Annotated in this window: 15 protein-coding genes and 2 pseudogenes; 7 read left to right on the top strand and 10 right to left on the bottom strand. The window is 70.9% G+C overall.

Annotated elements, in window-relative coordinates:
* Window positions 1–331 (top strand): annotated as a pseudogene (locus FHX73_RS41915) (hypothetical protein); the annotation flags it as partial.
* A 124-nt stretch (window positions 332–455) separates the two neighbouring features.
* Here FHX73_RS41915 and FHX73_RS41910 read toward each other — a convergent pair.
* Complete coding sequence (locus tag FHX73_RS41910) at window positions 456–659, bottom strand: cold-shock protein (protein WP_145911321.1); 204 nt, start codon at window positions 657–659, stop codon at window positions 456–458.
* Between the two features lie 394 nt (window positions 660–1,053).
* Here FHX73_RS41910 and FHX73_RS41905 point away from each other — a divergent pair, with 394 nt between their 5' ends.
* Window positions 1,054–1,497: a hypothetical protein gene (locus tag FHX73_RS41905; RefSeq protein WP_145911320.1), complete on the top strand. Its 444-nt coding sequence runs from the start codon at window positions 1,054–1,056 to the stop codon at window positions 1,495–1,497.
* 14 nt (window positions 1,498–1,511) lie between these two features.
* Here FHX73_RS41905 and FHX73_RS41900 read toward each other — a convergent pair whose 3' ends face one another.
* The 4 genes from FHX73_RS41900 to FHX73_RS41885 form a co-directional block, all read right to left on the bottom strand.
* Window positions 1,512–2,162, bottom strand: coding sequence for a hypothetical protein (locus FHX73_RS41900; protein ID WP_145911319.1), 651 nt, complete (start codon window positions 2,160–2,162; stop codon window positions 1,512–1,514).
* Between the two features lie 1,322 nt (window positions 2,163–3,484).
* Window positions 3,485–4,000, bottom strand: a complete 516-nt coding sequence (locus FHX73_RS41895) for a hypothetical protein (protein ID WP_145911318.1) — start codon at window positions 3,998–4,000, stop codon at window positions 3,485–3,487.
* A gap of 326 nt (window positions 4,001–4,326) precedes the next feature.
* A complete protein-coding gene (locus FHX73_RS41890; protein ID WP_145911317.1) occupies window positions 4,327–5,280 on the bottom strand; it encodes a hypothetical protein in 954 nt (317 codons plus the stop codon).
* A gap of 199 nt (window positions 5,281–5,479) precedes the next feature.
* Window positions 5,480–6,751, bottom strand: a complete 1,272-nt coding sequence (locus FHX73_RS41885) for a hypothetical protein (protein ID WP_145911316.1) — start codon at window positions 6,749–6,751, stop codon at window positions 5,480–5,482.
* Window positions 6,752–6,966: 215 nt separating this feature from the next.
* Between FHX73_RS41885 and FHX73_RS46965 the strand changes: the two genes are divergently transcribed.
* Both FHX73_RS46965 and FHX73_RS47765 read left to right on the top strand, forming a co-directional pair.
* Window positions 6,967–7,359 (top strand): hypothetical protein, encoded by a 393-nt coding sequence (locus FHX73_RS46965; protein ID WP_246214214.1) that lies wholly within the window; start codon window positions 6,967–6,969, stop codon window positions 7,357–7,359.
* Between the two features lie 489 nt (window positions 7,360–7,848).
* A pseudogene (locus FHX73_RS47765) lies at window positions 7,849–7,923 on the top strand (hypothetical protein); the annotation flags it as partial.
* 233 nt (window positions 7,924–8,156) lie between these two features.
* Here FHX73_RS47765 and FHX73_RS45350 read toward each other — a convergent pair.
* Window positions 8,157–8,486, bottom strand: a complete 330-nt coding sequence (locus tag FHX73_RS45350) for a hypothetical protein (RefSeq protein ID WP_170305283.1) — start codon at window positions 8,484–8,486, stop codon at window positions 8,157–8,159.
* A gap of 168 nt (window positions 8,487–8,654) precedes the next feature.
* Here FHX73_RS45350 and FHX73_RS46960 point away from each other — a divergent pair, with 168 nt between their 5' ends.
* Window positions 8,655–9,122, top strand: a complete 468-nt coding sequence (locus FHX73_RS46960) for a hypothetical protein (protein ID WP_246214213.1) — start codon at window positions 8,655–8,657, stop codon at window positions 9,120–9,122.
* Between the two features lie 23 nt (window positions 9,123–9,145).
* Here the strand turns inward: FHX73_RS46960 and FHX73_RS41870 are convergent, their stop codons facing one another.
* Window positions 9,146–9,562 (bottom strand): hypothetical protein, encoded by a 417-nt coding sequence (locus tag FHX73_RS41870; RefSeq protein WP_145911315.1) that lies wholly within the window; start codon window positions 9,560–9,562, stop codon window positions 9,146–9,148.
* Between FHX73_RS41870 and FHX73_RS41865 the strand changes: the two genes are divergently transcribed.
* A complete protein-coding gene (locus tag FHX73_RS41865; RefSeq protein ID WP_145911314.1) occupies window positions 9,552–9,794 on the top strand; it encodes a hypothetical protein in 243 nt (80 codons plus the stop codon). The genes FHX73_RS41870 and FHX73_RS41865 overlap by 11 nt on opposite strands.
* A gap of 357 nt (window positions 9,795–10,151) precedes the next feature.
* Here the strand turns inward: FHX73_RS41865 and FHX73_RS41860 are convergent, their stop codons facing one another.
* Window positions 10,152–10,604 carry a hypothetical protein gene (locus tag FHX73_RS41860; RefSeq protein WP_145911313.1) on the bottom strand — a complete coding sequence of 151 codons (453 nt, stop codon included), beginning with the start codon at window positions 10,602–10,604 and terminating at the stop codon, window positions 10,152–10,154.
* 412 nt (window positions 10,605–11,016) lie between these two features.
* Entirely contained in the window at window positions 11,017–11,265 is a 249-nt protein-coding gene (locus FHX73_RS41855; protein ID WP_145911312.1) for a hypothetical protein, read from the bottom strand.
* Window positions 11,266–12,201: 936 nt separating this feature from the next.
* Here FHX73_RS41855 and FHX73_RS41850 point away from each other — a divergent pair.
* Window positions 12,202–13,089, top strand: a complete 888-nt coding sequence (locus tag FHX73_RS41850) for a peptidoglycan recognition protein family protein (RefSeq protein WP_246214212.1) — start codon at window positions 12,202–12,204, stop codon at window positions 13,087–13,089.
* A gap of 44 nt (window positions 13,090–13,133) precedes the next feature.
* Here the strand turns inward: FHX73_RS41850 and FHX73_RS41845 are convergent, their stop codons facing one another.
* The gene (locus FHX73_RS41845; protein ID WP_246214211.1) at window positions 13,134–14,837 is read right to left on the bottom strand and encodes a phospholipase D-like domain-containing protein; all 1,704 of its coding nucleotides are present in this window, start codon (window positions 14,835–14,837) and stop codon (window positions 13,134–13,136) included.
* Window positions 14,838–15,462 lie beyond the last annotated feature (625 nt).

The raw sequence follows: 15,462 nt of genomic DNA, 5'->3' as shown, positions 1-15,462 counted from the left end.
GCCGGGTGTGGGAGCAGGCGGGCGAGGACGGGGCGGGGCGGGGCGGGTGTGGGAGCGGCGCTGGCGAGCGTTCCCGCGGCTGCTGGTGGTCCTGGTCGGCACGGCGGCCGCCGGGGTCCGCTCGGCGGTGGCGGACCTGCGCCTGGCCGCCGAGGAGAACCCGGCCGTCGCCGAGCTGCTCGCCGCCGTCCCGGCCGGCGCCGCCCGGATCGAGGACCTCATCCAGCGCGGCCCGTCCGCCCCGGTCTGGCACCCGCTCGGCGGCCGGGGCGGGCGTGCGGGCGTGCGGGCGGACCGAGCCGTAGAGGGGCCGGCGTTGTCCATGGGTTGATCGCTTCGTTCCGCGGTGGCAGAGCCAACCGGTGGCGCGAACGGCGCAGGGGCGGACGTGTGAGCCCGCCCCTCCTGACCGGCCTGCCCGGCCGGCTCTCGCGTATCGCTACACGGGAGTCGGTTCAGAGGGGTCGGACCTCCTCCGCTTCCATCCCCTTCGGGCTCCGCTTCGCGGCGTATTCGACGCGCTGGTTCTCCTCCAGCACCTTGGCGCCTTCGACCTGGATCGTCGAATGGTGGACGAAGACATCCGCACCGCCGTCGTCCGGCGCGATGTAGCCGTACCCCTTGTCGGCCTTGAACCACTTCACCGTGCCATGTGGCATCAGATTGCTCCTCGGTCCCGTGCCACGGAGTCATGGCACTCTCGTTCAGGGCAACGGCCTGCGCCCCGCACCGGGCTCTTCCCACCACATCCGGGGCAACACGTGAATTCACTCCCCCGAGACAACGGTCGGGATCGGTCGCGCCGGCGCTCCTTCCCGCGACCACCCGTCGGCCGGGGCGGGCGGGCGTTCGGATGGACGGAGCCGTAGGCGGCGGGGTGGGAACGGCGCTCTCCCCGCGGGGCTTGCCCGGTGCCGTGACGAGTTCGTGAGCCTTGCGGGCCCGTCCGTTACCCGAACGGGTGAGTGATCAGGCGAGTCCGCCACCACCGGGGGCCTTGGCCCCTAGGGTCGCCATCGTCTTTGTCTCCAACTGAGGGAAGTCGAGGGGATCATGGCCAACGACCACGTGATCGTTCACGGAGAGCGCGGCTGCACGGGCAAGAGCCAGACCTTGCAGCCCGGCGCCTACGACACCAGCGCGCTGGATGACGACGACTTCATCAGCTCGGTGACCATCCCGAAGGGATGGACGGTGACTCTGTACGAGGACTCGAAGTTCGCCGGCCGCAGCAAGACCCTCACCGCGACGGGCGACGTCGGCGACGACTTCGACAACATCACGTCCTCCCTGACCGTCTCCAGCCCCGACAAGGAGGCGATCGTCAAGGTCGGCGACACCCACAAGGACGGCAAGGGCAGCACCATCACCGTCGAGCAGAACGACGTGGACGTCGACTCCAAGTCCCTCCTCAAGCTGACCCAGCGGTTCCCCCCGAAGTACGAGTCGATCATGGTCCTCTCCTTCACCATGACGATCGACCAGCCGGGCATGTAGGCGGCCCGAGCCGCTCACCACCCAGCCCCGCCGACCAGTCCGGCGGGGCAGCGGTGCCCCAAGCCACAGGAGAGCCGGCCACCACCCCGCGCGCGATGCGGCAGCGGCGAGGCGGTGCTGCGCGGCGGGCCGGCCTCGCGGCCGTCTGGCGGCAGGACAACGAGGTACTGCCGGTCCGTGTCCTCGACGCGGGCCAGTGTGACGGAGGTCGTGGCCGCTGCGAGCGCCCCGGCGGCCGGGCCGGCCTCCTCCGTCATCCGGTCGATCCGCGAGTGGAAGCGGGTGAGGTCCTTTGCCGGGCCGGTGATCCAGATCGCGATCCGCGCACCCCGGCGCAGCGCGGCGAGCAGGTCCGTACGCAGCGGCCCGTCTTCGGCTTCCTGGAGGAGCGGGTCGTGCAGGCGTTCCTGCCCGCACGGCCGGGACGGCGCCCCCTCGGCCAGCGCTCGACACTTGCGGCACGAGGCCAATGCCTGCGGCTGGAAGTGGTGCAGGAAGAGCCTCAGGTACCGGCCGCGGGTCCCGCACAGGGTACGGCCCGCTCCCCCGGCATGCTCGACACCGGGCACGCCTTCGACCTCGACCGCAGGGAACCCGGCCGGCTCACGTGCGGTCGCGAACGACCAAGTCCCGCCCGAGGCGTCGAAATCAGGAGTGTCGGCCATGCCAGGCGGCATGCCGCGCCGAGCGGCTCGCCTCCCGCGCGAGGGTGCGGGGCAGCCGCACGACCCGCATGCCGCGCTCAAACGGATCCGATAGAGCACAACGAGTGCCTGAAATGCGAGGCTCCGGCGAGCAGCCCATGCCAGGCCCAAGGCCCTGACGCCGGGCCCGGCGTCAGGGCAGTGCGGGCGGCTGCGGCGGCAACGACTGCGCCTTGAACGTGGACGAGGGAGCGGGCTGGGGAATCGGGACGCCGCTCTGGACCGGGTCGCACGGCGGGTACTGGTTCAACGAGTGCGGGGGGCAGGGCGCTGGACCCGCCGGAGTCCCCCACGTGCAGTTGCTGCCGCAGGTCCCGGGCGGGACGTTCCCGGGCGGGATGTCCTGGGGCGGCGTGGCCGCGGGGCGGGGAGCCGTGCGGACAGGCGCAGGCTGCCGCGTAGTGCCCTGCCGTGCGGCAGCGCGCGGCGTGGGCCGTACCGAAGCGGCCGCCGGCGACGCTGCCGGCGAGGCCGACGACGCGACGGCGGGCGAGGCCGACGGGGCGGCGCTCACGACGGGCGAGGCGGACGGCGGGGCCGACGGCCCGGGCGCCGAGGCCGATGGCGCACCGCCGGCGGCAGCGGGAACCGCCCCGTGGCGGGCCCCTGCGGTGGACCTTCCGCCCGCCGCGAGCCAGACGGCCCCCACGACCAGCACCAGCGCCCCCACTGCGACCGCGGTCCGCCGCCCCCCGCGCCCGGCGAACCGGGCGGTCAGGGCGCTCCGGCCGCCCGTACCCGCGACACTCCCGTCAACGCCGCCCGGCCGTCCGTGGTCCTGGTCCTGCTGTTGCTCGGACATCCGCCCGCTCCCCACCTGGTCGATCTTGCTCAGCCGTGGAGCCTAGCGAACGCCGCCACCGCCCCGGCAGAGCGGCCCCAGGCGCCAGCGGCGGCGTAGGCGGCCTCGTCTGCGGCGTCGGCGTACCGGTCGGCAGCTGAACCACTGCCTGGTGGAGGTGCAACAGGGAGGGCGCGTTGCACCCCCACTGGCTTCAAGGCGGTCCCCTGACCGCGCCCTGGGGGAGCGTCAGGGGCCCCGGCCGGATGGCGTCCCGGCTCCTACCGGCCGGGACGATCAGCGGCACAGTGACCTGGCCTGGTCCTCGCCGTGCACGGGCTGACGGGCATCCCCGGCCATCTCGTTCCCCACCGACGGCCGCTCTCCCCGCGCCAGGGGCAACTGGGCGCGGCGGCCCCGGTGCAACCTCGGGGCCGCCGCGCCGTTCAGGTCACTCGCTGCGCCACGCGGCCTGAACTCCGCATGCCGCGAGAGCGTTCCGTCACGGTGCGGTCAGGTCGCCGCAACCACCGTACGGGCCGGCCCACTCGGAGCCGTTGCCGTAGTAGTGCAAGGACGTCCACTGCACGCACTGTGAGTCGTTGATCTCGGCACCCGCGCGCCATGCGTCGTTCGGGGATACCGCCCCGTGATTGACGGGAGCGAAGAAGACGCTGTGGCTCCCGTTGCCCCCACTCATGTCATATGTGGTGGACAGGGTGGGGCCCCAGGGATCGCCGATGTACAACCGGACGCTGCCCGAGAAGCCCGGCGCCCAGATGAATTCGGCCGCGAGGTCCGCCTGCCCGGCGGCAGCACACGAATCCCAATACTGCTGGACGGTCCCCGCGAAGGTTCCCGCGTAGGTGTAGGTGCCGTCGGTCCCGATGCGCTCCCACCCCGTACAGGCGGCCGCGGCCTGTGCGGTGCCGCCGACGCCGAGGGCGGTCCCGGCGGCGAGGGTGAGGGTGGCCGCGGCCATGGCGATGGCGCGGCGGGGTTGTCCGAGTTTCGGCATGGGCATCTTCCCTTGGTCTGACCTCGGAGTCGGCCTGCTGCCTTCTCCGTCGGCCGCCGCCTGACCCGAGCCGGCCGACCGCGGTGACGGCCGTCAGGGACAGCAGCGCGCCCGGCCCGGCCACACCGGCCAGCCGGGCCGCAGCGGCGTAGGCCGCATCGACCGCCTGCACCGCCGTCGCGCCGTGCTGCTGCAAAAGAAAAGCTTGCGCAAATCGAGGTGCAGCAGCAGCGCAAGGGGTCGCCCGTGTTTCTCGGTATTACAACCTTTGATGAGGTCGCCGGACGCGCCAGCCTGGGCGAATGAGCAGAGCCTGGTGAATGGCGCTAGGAGAGCATGCCCGCTTGCCGCCCTAGCGCCATAGCTGCCGCCGGATCGGCCGGAGCCACGAAGCCAATCTTGCGGCAAATCTGAGCGATCCTCTTGTTTCGACGATCCGGATCCGTGGGAAGCTGCTGCAGCTTCAGAATGTCAGGGGTCGCCTTCCATGAATCGAGGAAGTACTGTTCCGCGCGACTGGAATACGAGAGTTCGGCGTCAATAGTGTGCACGAGGCGGATGATGACGTCTGACAGCTGAATCGCTTCCTCGATCGTGTAAGCGATGGGCTGACCTTCGACTATCGGAGTGATGATTGGGCCGGACTTTCCGCCGATGTCTGCCCGGGTCAACGTCGAAACATCACGCCACGCCTTTTCGGCTCTTTTTCCTGCGACGCCCCCACCGTGCATGAAGGAGTTCCGAATCTCCTTGTGGTAGCGATACAGCGCCATGAGTGCATCGAGCTCACTGATACTGTACTTCTTGCTTGCCGAATACGCAGGAAAGAAGGCTTGCTTCATCTCTAATGAGATCCCTGCCTGGTGTATGCCGGCGAGCGCTTCACCCACTCCGCTCCTGCGACTTCCATGCTTCCCCCTGCCGGGAAACTGGATGTCCCTACTGAGATCATCACCCTTCGGGAATTTTGCCATGAGCCCCTCGGCCCACCCTTCATAAAGGGCAATCATGTTCGCCCCAACAATCTGAGCGAACTGCCCCAACTGTTCCCCCCAGGGTGTTTCGACGCAGATCTTCTTGAGATTGTTGGCCTTAATCCCTGACCCACTTGCAAATCGGCCAGAAAGATCTAGATCGGTTGCGGTGGGGGATGCGGCGACAAACCCCTGAACCTGCCACCGCAGATTCCAGAGGGCAACGGAAGCAGGATGTATGAAGCTGAATAGCTGTTCTACGCGGGTCCCGAACGACTTCGATTCGGCGAAGAAGAACTGCTGCATTTTCCTTAGGCTCCCTGCGAAGGCGTTCGGGCCCTTGATGCAACCAGAGCGAACCCCGTTGTGTCCAGGGATGGCTGACACTCAGTCCGCAGGCGCCAGTTGCATCGTGTCGGCCCGTCAGTTTCCTAGCGGGCGTGAAGCGTCCTGGGATCACGCGCGAGCCGGGTAGCCCGTCACCACGCGTCTCTTATGCGAGCGGTCACATCCCGAACTGCATGTAGTAGTCCAGCCCCTCACGCTCGCCGAGGCCCCCGATCGCGCGGACGATCTCGGCGCCCCGCGCTGCGACGCCCTCATCGCGATCCGCGGCCAACTTGCGTGCGAGGTCAGCGGGTACAGCGCGCGGTTCGACCTCAGCAACCTGGAGCAGATCCACCGCCGCGTAGTCGCGGTCTTCCCGATCGCGACTGGCCGCCATCCGGTCGAAGATTGCGCGGGCTGCGGAGCGACGGAGCAACAGCGTCTTCGCGCCGGCGCGGGCAGCCGCGTGGACGTACCAGTCCTCTTTGCTCGGAAGTGTGAGTCTGGCCAGCAGTGACACAGGCACTCGGCCAGGCAGGGACTGAGCCCACTGCCACATCAGCACTGCTGCGCAACTGCGCAGCGAGAAGTTGGCTGATGCAGTCAGCGCCTCAACCTCTTCGAGGGCGATCAGCATGGTGTCGAGGCGATCGGCCGCTTCGAGTAGCGAGCAAGCCAACAGCTGGGTCTCGTGGTCCGCGGTCGTGGTCGCCTCGTGAGTAAGGGCTTCGACGACGACGCGTTGATCGTTGTGGCTGAGCGGCAGGAACAACTGGTTCATGCGGCGTTCTGCCTCTTCGTGCTCGCCGAGGTTCAGGCCCGCCAGCAGTTGTTCGACATGCAGTGCCATGTTTGCCATCGTCGGCGCGCTCGGACCGTGGGTAGTTCGAGCGGCCGCCTGTTGGGCAAATCCAGCTTCGACGGCGGCGCCCACCTGCCGGATCACCTCGGTGGCCTGCGCGAGCCCGCGATGGGTGGATTCGTGGTTGAGCTCGTTGGCAAGCGGTTCGAGCGGCCCGCCACGCGAGCCGAGGAGCACGATCTGCTGACACAGACGCTCGTAGAGCCTCGCTGTTAGCTCGCCAGCCGAGACCCCGAGGGAGTCCGCAGCTGACTGATCCACGCCGGTCATGCTTGCGTCGTCGAGGACCGCGAGCTGAGCGCCGATTGCGGCCTCAAGCGCTTGGGAGGCCGTGACGTCGGCATCGCGCGCGCCACCTCGCGTCGGGGCTTCGAAGAGCTCATTGATCACTCGCGCCAGGTGCTCGGCAGCCTCCTCATCGCCCGGGCACAGCTCGTAGACGGTCAACTGGATCGCCGCAGCGGCAGCGGAGCGTAGTGCCCTTCCCTGCTCGTCGGTGCCGCTAAAAAACTGACTCAACTTCTTGCGGCCCGCGTCCGCCATCGTCGCCACGAGCCACGCCGAGAAACCGTCCGCCAAGAGCACCATGGCCGCAAGTATCACCGACTACTTCGAGACTGTCTTTAGTTCGGAGAAAGCGGTGCAACGTCCGACGTGTGGCTTTGTAGGTGAGTAGTGAGAGCACCTGTTGCTCAGCGGCGAGAGCACCTCGTGCCACGGAAGAGTGATGTCGGCGAGTTTTGAGAGCACTCAGGTGCTTGCTTCGGGACCATGGTTGTGCTCTGCACGACGAGGGGGCCGGGGTGCTGCCGAAGTCCAAGGTCGATCTGTACGCGGCGATCCGCCGGGACTCGCACGCCGGTCTGTCGCACCGCGCTCTCCAGCGCAAGTACGGCGTCGGCTTCCTGACGGCGAAGAAGGCCCTGGAATCGGCATGGCCTGAGGCCCGCAAGAAGCTGCCGCCTCGGCAGACCCGGCTGGACCCCTTCAAGCCGCTGATCGACCGGATGCTGCGTGCGGACCTGGACGCGCCGCGCAAGCAGCGCGACACGGTGAAGCGGATCTTCGACCGGTTGCTGGACGAGCACGGCGCCGACGAGATCTCGTACCAGAGGCCGGCCGGGGCACCGTGGAGGCGTTCATCCCGCAGACCCACAAGCCCGGCGCGGAGGCAGAGGTCGACTTCGGCGACGTGACGGTGCGTCTGGCCGGCGAGCTGGTGACCTGCTACCTGTTCGCGTTCCGCCTGTCCTACTCGGGCAAGGCGGTGCACCGCGTCTTCGCCTCGGCCGGGCAGGAGGCGTTCTTCGAGGGCCACGTCCACGCTCTCAACACGCTGGGCGGGGTGCCGACCGGGAAGGTCCGCTACGACAACCTTAGGGCCGCGGTCGCCCAGGTACTGGGCTTCTCGCGCCAGTGCGTGGAGACCGAGCGGTGGACCGCGTTCCGGTCGCACTACGCTGGACAGCCTCTACTGCCAGCCCGGCATCCGCGGCGCCCACGAGAAGGGCGGCGTCGAGGGCCAGATCGGCTGGTTCCGCCGCAACCACCTGGTCCCCGTCCCCGAGGTCAACTCGTTCGCCGAGCTCAACGAGATGATCGAGCGCTGGGACCAGCAGGACGACGCCCGCCGCATCCGCCCGCGCCCGCGCACGATCGGCGAGTACTTCGCCGCCGAGTAGCCCCTGCTGGCGCCCCTGCCTGACGAGCCGTTCGAGACGGGCCGGCTGTTCACCCAGCGGGTCGACCGCTATAGCCAGATCAGCATCCGAACCAACCGCTACTCGGTGCCGGTGCGGCTGATCAACCGCACTGCTTCACGCCTCCGAGCTGGTCGTCTACGACGACCGAGAGGAGGTCGCCCGGCACGAGCGGCTGATCGCCAAGGGCGGCACCCGCCTCGACCTAGACCACTACCTGGAGGCACTGGTCCGCAAGCCCGGCGCCCTCCCCGGGGCCACCGCCCTCGAACAGGCCCGCTCGGCAGGCAGGTTCACTCCGCTCCACGACGCCTGGTGGGCAGCTGCGTGCGGGGGCGCGGCGAGAACCGGCCTTCCTTACGTGCCGCGGCGAGCAGTGGCAGCTCGCGCACACGGCTGGTCAGCACACCGCCCGGCACCGACGCCGTCACGGCCGGCACAGCCGCCGGCGCGATCCGCTCCCCCGCCGTCAGCGCCGCCACGGTGTCCACCATCGCAACCGCGCCGAACACCGCGGACGCGTCCAACCAGTACCGCGGCTCCTCCGCCGGCTCCCCGTCCGAGCCCGGCAGGATCCCACGGCCAGTGGTCCGCACGATCGCCTGCGCCACCTTCTCCAGCATCCGGCGGTCCTCCTGCAGCAGCTGACGCGCCGCCGGCTCCCCTACCCACCCCGCCGCGCGCGAGCCCGCCTCCGAAGCAGGCCCTTCGGTGTTCCGGACCTGAGTGGGGTGGTCGGCGAACAGGCGCCCGGCCGGCTCGCGGTGGCGGTGCATCACGCTGTAGGCCGCGTGGAGAACGTCGTCGAACGCTTGGCACGCAAGGCCCGGATCGTCGTTGCAGGCCGCACGGTCGAGCTGGAGCAGCAGCACCCGGTCGTGCCGCAGGAGTTCATCGCCGACGGCGCAGAACAGTTCGGCCGCGAGCGGATCGGCAGCCAGGTCGTCAGGGAACCTCGCCCCAACAGGCGCAGGACGGGACCGGCTTCACGGGCTCCGGCATGGCGATGGCGCCTCCCCTCGTGCGGCTTGTTCGGCTCACCAGCGGCCGCCACCAAGGGGCGGCGGCCTGGCGCCGAGGGGGCACCGGACGACACCACGGCCGACTACCTACACAAACTGTTCAAGCCGACCGCACGCGCGATCGACGGCCTGGAACGGGCCCTCGCCGGCATGGGACTGCTCCAGGATGCCCTGACGCTGGACCTACGACGCCCTCAGAGGGCGTTGAGTGAGGATATGTCCGTTTCGTCGTTGTGACGGTGTGTGGGCAGGTCACGCGGTCAGACGGCTGTTCTGGGTGTGGGGATTGCGAAAAGTCCGGGCTCGGTCTCGACGACGAGGCCGGCGCTGGTCAGCCGCTTGAGCTTGTTGCGCATGCCGGAGATGTGCGTGGGCTCGGTGCCGGTGGCCAGGGTCCGGCACAGGTCGCGGCAGCGTTGCGGGGCTGCGGCGTCGATGAGCGCGGTGAGGATGTGCTGGTAGATCGGGTTGTCGCGCAGGCCCGGCATCCGGTCGCCGGTCGGCTCGTCGTCGCCGAGGGACAGGATGACTTTGCGGGCGACCGCCAGGTCGGCGCGTTCCGCGTCGAGTTCGGCCAGGCGGGCGGTGAGCTGGCTGACCTCGGCGGACAGCTGCTCGGTCATGTCACCGATCGCCTGTTCCCGGTCGGAGATCCTCTCCGGTGCGGTGCGTGACATCGGCGGGTCCTCCTACGCTCCGCGCCAGGTCGGCGTCGACTCCTTGGTCAGCCTGCGGGACATGTTCGCCGTTATCGCCCAGTACACGCGGGACTCGGCGTTGGCCGGCAGTGGCCGCGCCTCCCCCGCAGGCAGCACCGACCGCACCCTTTGCCGGCAGCAGGCCGAACGCGAGCGCCGCCGGGCCGAACAGCAGCAGACCGCCAAGAAGTGTCGCCACCTATTCGGCTGAAAACCCACCAGAGCAGCAGAAAAAGAGCCAAAAAAACGAAAGGCGAATCCCGGCCAGTAGAAATCCGAATTCCCCAACACCATAGCGAAGGCGCCTCGAACTGACCCGCCCCCCGCAGAACCCAGGCCGGGCAGCAGGAGCAATGCCGCCCCGGCCCGCACCGCCGTCCGGCCGACCAACCACGCAAGGCCTGCCGGATCCTGAGGATCCGGCAGGCCCCCGAGTCAGATCGGGTGGAGCAGTTGCGCCAGTCGCCGCCCCGACGGTGTGGTCCGCGTCACCTCAGTGGTCGTCGGCCCAGACCTGCGGGCCGGGACCGGTGTCCGGTGCCGCCGCCGGAACGGGCTTGTCGGACCGTCAGCTGAAAACCTGGAGGCACTCCTGGTCCACGAGCTCGTAGTAGTCGTTGCCGAGGTACTCCCAGAGCTTGGCACAGTACTGCCCGGCGGCGATGTTCGCGTTCGGGTAGATCTGGCAGCCCACGACCTGGTTGGTGCCGGAAGTGACGGTGTTCGAGTTGCAGATGTGGCCGTTCGGCCCGGTGACCTCCTCGTGGACCGCGAATCCGGCCTGCACACCGGCGACCTGGGCCCAGCCGCGGACCTCGCTGGCATAGAGCCCGGAACCCTGGACGTACATGCAGTTGAGGGCGCCCCCGGCCTGACCGCAGTTGTTCCCGGTCATCGGAATGGCGATCGCGGGGGACGCGGACTGGCCGGCGGCGTAGGCGGGAGCCGCGCCCGCGGTCACCGCCGTGGCCGCGAGGAGCCCCGCTGCCGCGATCGCCACCCTGGCGAACTTCCTTGTCATCTTCATCTTCTCCTTCGATAGGCCCGAATTTCCGAGAAGCCTCTTGGCCGTGCCCCGCATCTCCTCGGCGGGATCCGTCTGCGACGGGTGCCCGGTCACCGAACGGCGCCAGCACCGCCTCGTGCCCGCATGCCGCGGAGCCCTAGAGGATGCACACCCGCCACCCCCAATGTCCCGGACCCGGCCAGAAGTTGGCCACGGCCGCGACACCGCGCGCAACAACCACCCACGATGCGGCCACGTGAACTGCGCCTTGGGACGACGTTGCACCGCAACGGCAACACCAGGCCCCGGGGGGATCCGGTCGCCTCGCACCCGGCCCCGCCGCCCCGTCAGCGTGCGCCGGCGCCGACCAGGAGGGCGCCCAGCTGCGTGCGGTGGCAGACCACCGTTCCGGCCCCGCGCCCACGGCTCACCAGACCCGACCGGAGCAGCTCCCCCCGAGATGGCAGGAGACGGTGGCAGGGCCGAGGTTGAGCACGTCGGCGAGCGCCCCGGTGCCGGCGGACGACTCCAGGGCGGTGAGCAGGGCCGCGCAGGTGCGGGTGGGGCCGAGGAACTGCTGCAGCGAGTCGGTGGCGGCCCGCGCCCGCGGCAGGGTCCGGCCGGGCCGGGGCCGCTCGGGCGACGGCGGCGGGGCGCCGGGGCTTGGCAGGTGCACGTGATCTTTCCAGAAGCGTCACGAGGGACGCCTGTTGCCCGGGTGGATGTGCTGCTTACGCTCCTGCACGCGACGGTATCCCCCACCACCCGCGCGATGTCACTGGATCCGGTGACGCAGCACCAACGGAAAGACCGCATGAACTACTGCGAGTTCTGTCGACGCCACCTCAACGGCGCGCTGTCCTGCCCTGGTTGCGGTGCCAGCGGTCCGTTCGTGGCAGCCGTGCCGCCGGATCGGTCCCGCACTGGACCGCCCGACCGACCGTCACTCGAAGAGCCCTCGCCCGCGAGTGCTCCGGTGCCGTCCCGGCGGCGGGGCAAGCGGCGGGGCAGGCGGCGCGGGTCGGGACGGCGGCGCGGTGTGCTGGTGCTGTCGATGGTCGGTCTGGTGGCCGGGGGCGGTCTGGGCACGATGGCGATGTCCTCGGGCCACTCGGACGGCACCGCGCTTCCGGTGGCCGCTCCCGACGCGGGGCTGCCCGGGGCGACGGACGGTGCGAGCCCGGGTGCCGCCTCCGTGCAGGTGATCGGGGACCCGACGGCGGGCGCGCGGCGGACCGGCAGCGCCCGCCCGAGTTCCTCCCCCTCGGCGTCCGTGTCCGTGTCCGCGTCCGGCAGCGCGTCCGCGAGCCCCGCGGCTTCGAGCGCGCTCGTCCAACCATCGGCGGCCACACCCGCCCCGGGCAGCTCCAGCACCCGTCCGAGCACTGCTCCGCCCTCGTCGGCCCCGCCCTCACCGACTACGAAGCCGACACCGAGGCCGACACCGACACCCGCACCGACGACCACCTGCACCCAGTTCCTCTTCTGGTGCGGCTGAGCCACCGGCGCCCGAAGCGCGGTCCGACGGTGCGTCAGGCCACCACGGGCCCGGGCGGCTGACGGGGCGTCCGGTCGACGAGCGGGCAGGCCCGCGCGTCGTTACCGTCGTGGCATGGAGATCGATCGCCGTCTGCTGCTGCGTCGCGTAGCGCAGGCCACCTCGGTGGGCGGGCTGATCGTCCTGCCCGCCCTGGGCCGCCCTGGGCTGGTCACCGGTGCGGTGTCCGCGGCCCGGCCCGGCGACGGGTCGGCCCCCTCGTCCGCCGCTCCGGTCGCGGTGGCCGCTCCGGCGATCGTGTCGCGCTCGTCCTGGCAGGCCCCCGCGCAGCCCCCGACGCAGGCGCCAACGGTCCAGTACGACCGCGTGGTGCGCGTCGCGTTCGTCCACCACACCGACAACCCGAACTCCTACGCGCCGCAGGACGTCCCCGAGATCCTGCGGGAGATCCACCACGACCACCTGGAGAACCGGGGGTGGGACGACATCGGCTACAACTTCCTCGTCGACCGGTTCGGCACGATCTACGAGGGCCGGGCCGGCGGCGTGGACCGTCCCGTCGTCGGCGCGCACACGGTCGGCTTCAACCGGGAGACCGTCGGCATCGCGGCGATCGGCACCTTCGACGACGCCGAAGTCCCCGAGGCCCTCGTCGCCGCCACGTCCGCCCTGGTCGCCTGGCGGCTCGGCCTGTGCGGCAGCGATCCGGGCGGCCGGTACGACCTGACGTCCACCAACGGCGACAGCCGCTTCCCGGCCGGCACCCGCCACACGTTCAACGCCGTGTCCGGGCACCGCGACGCCTTCTGCACCACGTGCCCGGGCGAGGCCCTGTACGCGCTCCTCCCCCGGATCGCCGAACGGGCGGCCGCCATCCAGCGGCAGGCCGACGCCTCGCAGGCCCGCACCGACTGGCAGCCGCTCGCGCCGCATCGCAGCGCCACCGGCCCGTCCGCGGGGCAGAGCCGGTGGACGCCGAGGCTGCCGGGCCGCGCACGCTGACCGGGGCGACGCCTACCTCGTCGCCGAGACCGCCCGGCGGGTCGTCAGCCGCACAGGCCGCGGGTGTAGTCGAAGGTCGCCGCGGCCTGCGAGTACTGCCACTGCGGGGCCAGCAGGTCGGCGTCCAGCTGCCCGGCCGCGGTGGGGTCCTCGACGATGTAGCCGAAGTCCTGGAGGTAGGCCGGGTAGAGGTTCTTGGAGCCGATGAAGAACGCCGAGCCGTCGACCGAGACCAGCTTGTGGTGCAGCGCGTACGGGTGGCCGTCGGCCCAGGTCGGGGCGGCGGCGGCACGGAAGGGGGCCAGCTGCAGGTTCTGGCACATCGCCGAGTGCGCGGCCCCGGCGCTGCCGGTCAACGCGATCAGGTGGTTCAGCAGCGTGCCGCTGACCTCGTCGAGCGACTTGATCTGCGAGTACCCGCCGCTGCCGACTGCGCCCCGGTTGGCGGGGTCGCTGACCACGATCCGCACCTTGACGCCGGCCGCCAGCTTGGCCGCCAGGGTGTCGTACAGCCTGACGTCGTAGCGCGGCATCGGCGGGCAGGTGCCGTTCAGGTCCTGCTGGGAGATCTCGATGTGGCTGGTGGCGCCGGCCACCAGGGCGCGCAGCGCGGCCTCCTCCGGGTTGGCGGTGGCGTAGTCGCGGTCGGCGTTGGTGTAGTCGTGCACGCCGATCGGGCCGCAGCGGACGTCCGGGGCGGTGACCGGGGTGAACCGGTAGTCCGAGGCCGGGTCCGCGGCCTGCACGCCGACGCCGAGCCCGCCGATCGCCAGGACCGGGATGCCGCCGGGCGCGGGGGCGGGCGCCGGGTTGGCGTCCTGCTCCAGTGTCGGGTCGCAGGCGGCGCCGTCGGAGGCGGCGAACCAGGCGGCCGAGAGCGGGCCGGTGTTGCGGCAGGTCCAGTCCCAGAGGCGGTCCAGGTAGCGGCCGGCCGTGCCGGCGGCCGGGCCTTCCAGCGCGAGGTCGACGTCCGAGACCGGGTGGGTGGTGTCGAGGTAGTCGTCCTTCCAGCCGTTGATGCCGCCGGTGATCACCCGCTGCCCGTCCACCACCAGCAGCTTGGAGTGGTTCCAGGAGAACGCCGTCCGGGCGGTGGTCATCGAGGCGACGGTGAGCGTGATGCCGCCGGCCGCGTCGCCGAGCCTGCCGAGCAGCTCGTCGCGGTAGCGGGTGGGCAGCGCGGTGACGTTGTACAGCGGGGCCGCGCCGACCAGGATCCGCACCTGGATCCGCCTGCCGCCCGCGTTCGCCACGGCCGTCTTGAGACCGGCCACGATGGCGTCCTCGAAGGCACCGTTGGGGAACGGCGCGAGCGAGGAGATGTCGACCGTGCGGGTCGCGGTGGCGATCGTGCCGGTCATCCGGTCCAGCAGCCGCCGGGTGCCGGGACGGTCGGTGCAGGCCGGGTCGCCCCAGCAGCCCGGCGTCTGCAGCAGCCAACCGCCCGGGTCGCCGGCGGGCGCGTCGAGAGTGTTGCCGGTGGTCCGCTGCCAGACCGTGCCCTCCAGGCCCGGCGAGACCTGGCGCAGCGTCTGCTCCACCGCGTCCAGGTACGGGGTCCGGTCGGCGGGCGCGACACCCGACGGCGCGGTGGAGCCTGCGGGAGCAGCCGGGGCGGTAGAGCCCGCGGGAGCGGCCGGGGCGGTGGGGTCCGCGAAGGCGGGGGCGGCCGGGACGGCGGCGAGGAGGGTGGTGGCCAGGGCGGCGGACGCCATCTGGCCCAGTCGGCGGGTCGGCTGACGGAGCAACAGGATTCCTTCAGGTGTTTGACGTTTGTTCACATGAACGATTCTGAAAGCTACCTGAAAGAAACCTGTGACTTCAACGGGCGCGTACTGCCGGCAGGACGCCGGGCGGGACGGGCGGACGAACCGTCAGGAAGCGGGTGCCGTGAGCATCGAGGCGACCCACGACGCGCACCGCGAGCCACCGGTGGCCAGGCCGAGCGTCCGCCCGTCCTGACGCCCGCCCTCCCGGTGCGACCGCCGCCCCGTCAGCACCGCGGCGCTGCCTGGGTCGTGGGCGAAGAACCCGGCGGGCACGGCGCCCCACCTGGTAGCGCGCCGCGCGGACGGCGCCGTGGCCACCCGGGGCGGCGCGCCCGGTCCGCCCGTTGAGTAGAGTTCCGGCTGTTCCGCCGCCCGGACGCACGTCGTACGGTCCGCCGCAGGCCGCCCGACCGGCCCGCATACGAAGGAAACGCCCGGATGTGCGAAGCACTCGAATCGTGACCTGCGATCGGTGCGCACCGGGAACCCGGAGCCCCGCGGCGCACGTCGCAGGCACTGCCGCGGACCCGAGCCGCCCGACGGCGCGGAGCCTGCGGGCGTGCGCCGCTGACGGCCCGCCACCACACCCCTGACGGCACCGTCG

Source organism: Kitasatospora viridis, assembly GCF_007829815.1.
Classification (GTDB): Bacteria; Actinomycetota; Actinomycetes; order Streptomycetales; family Streptomycetaceae; genus Kitasatospora; species Kitasatospora viridis.
Note: the sequence above shows the minus strand (reverse complement) of the source record. Positions and strands in the feature narration are given on the sequence as shown.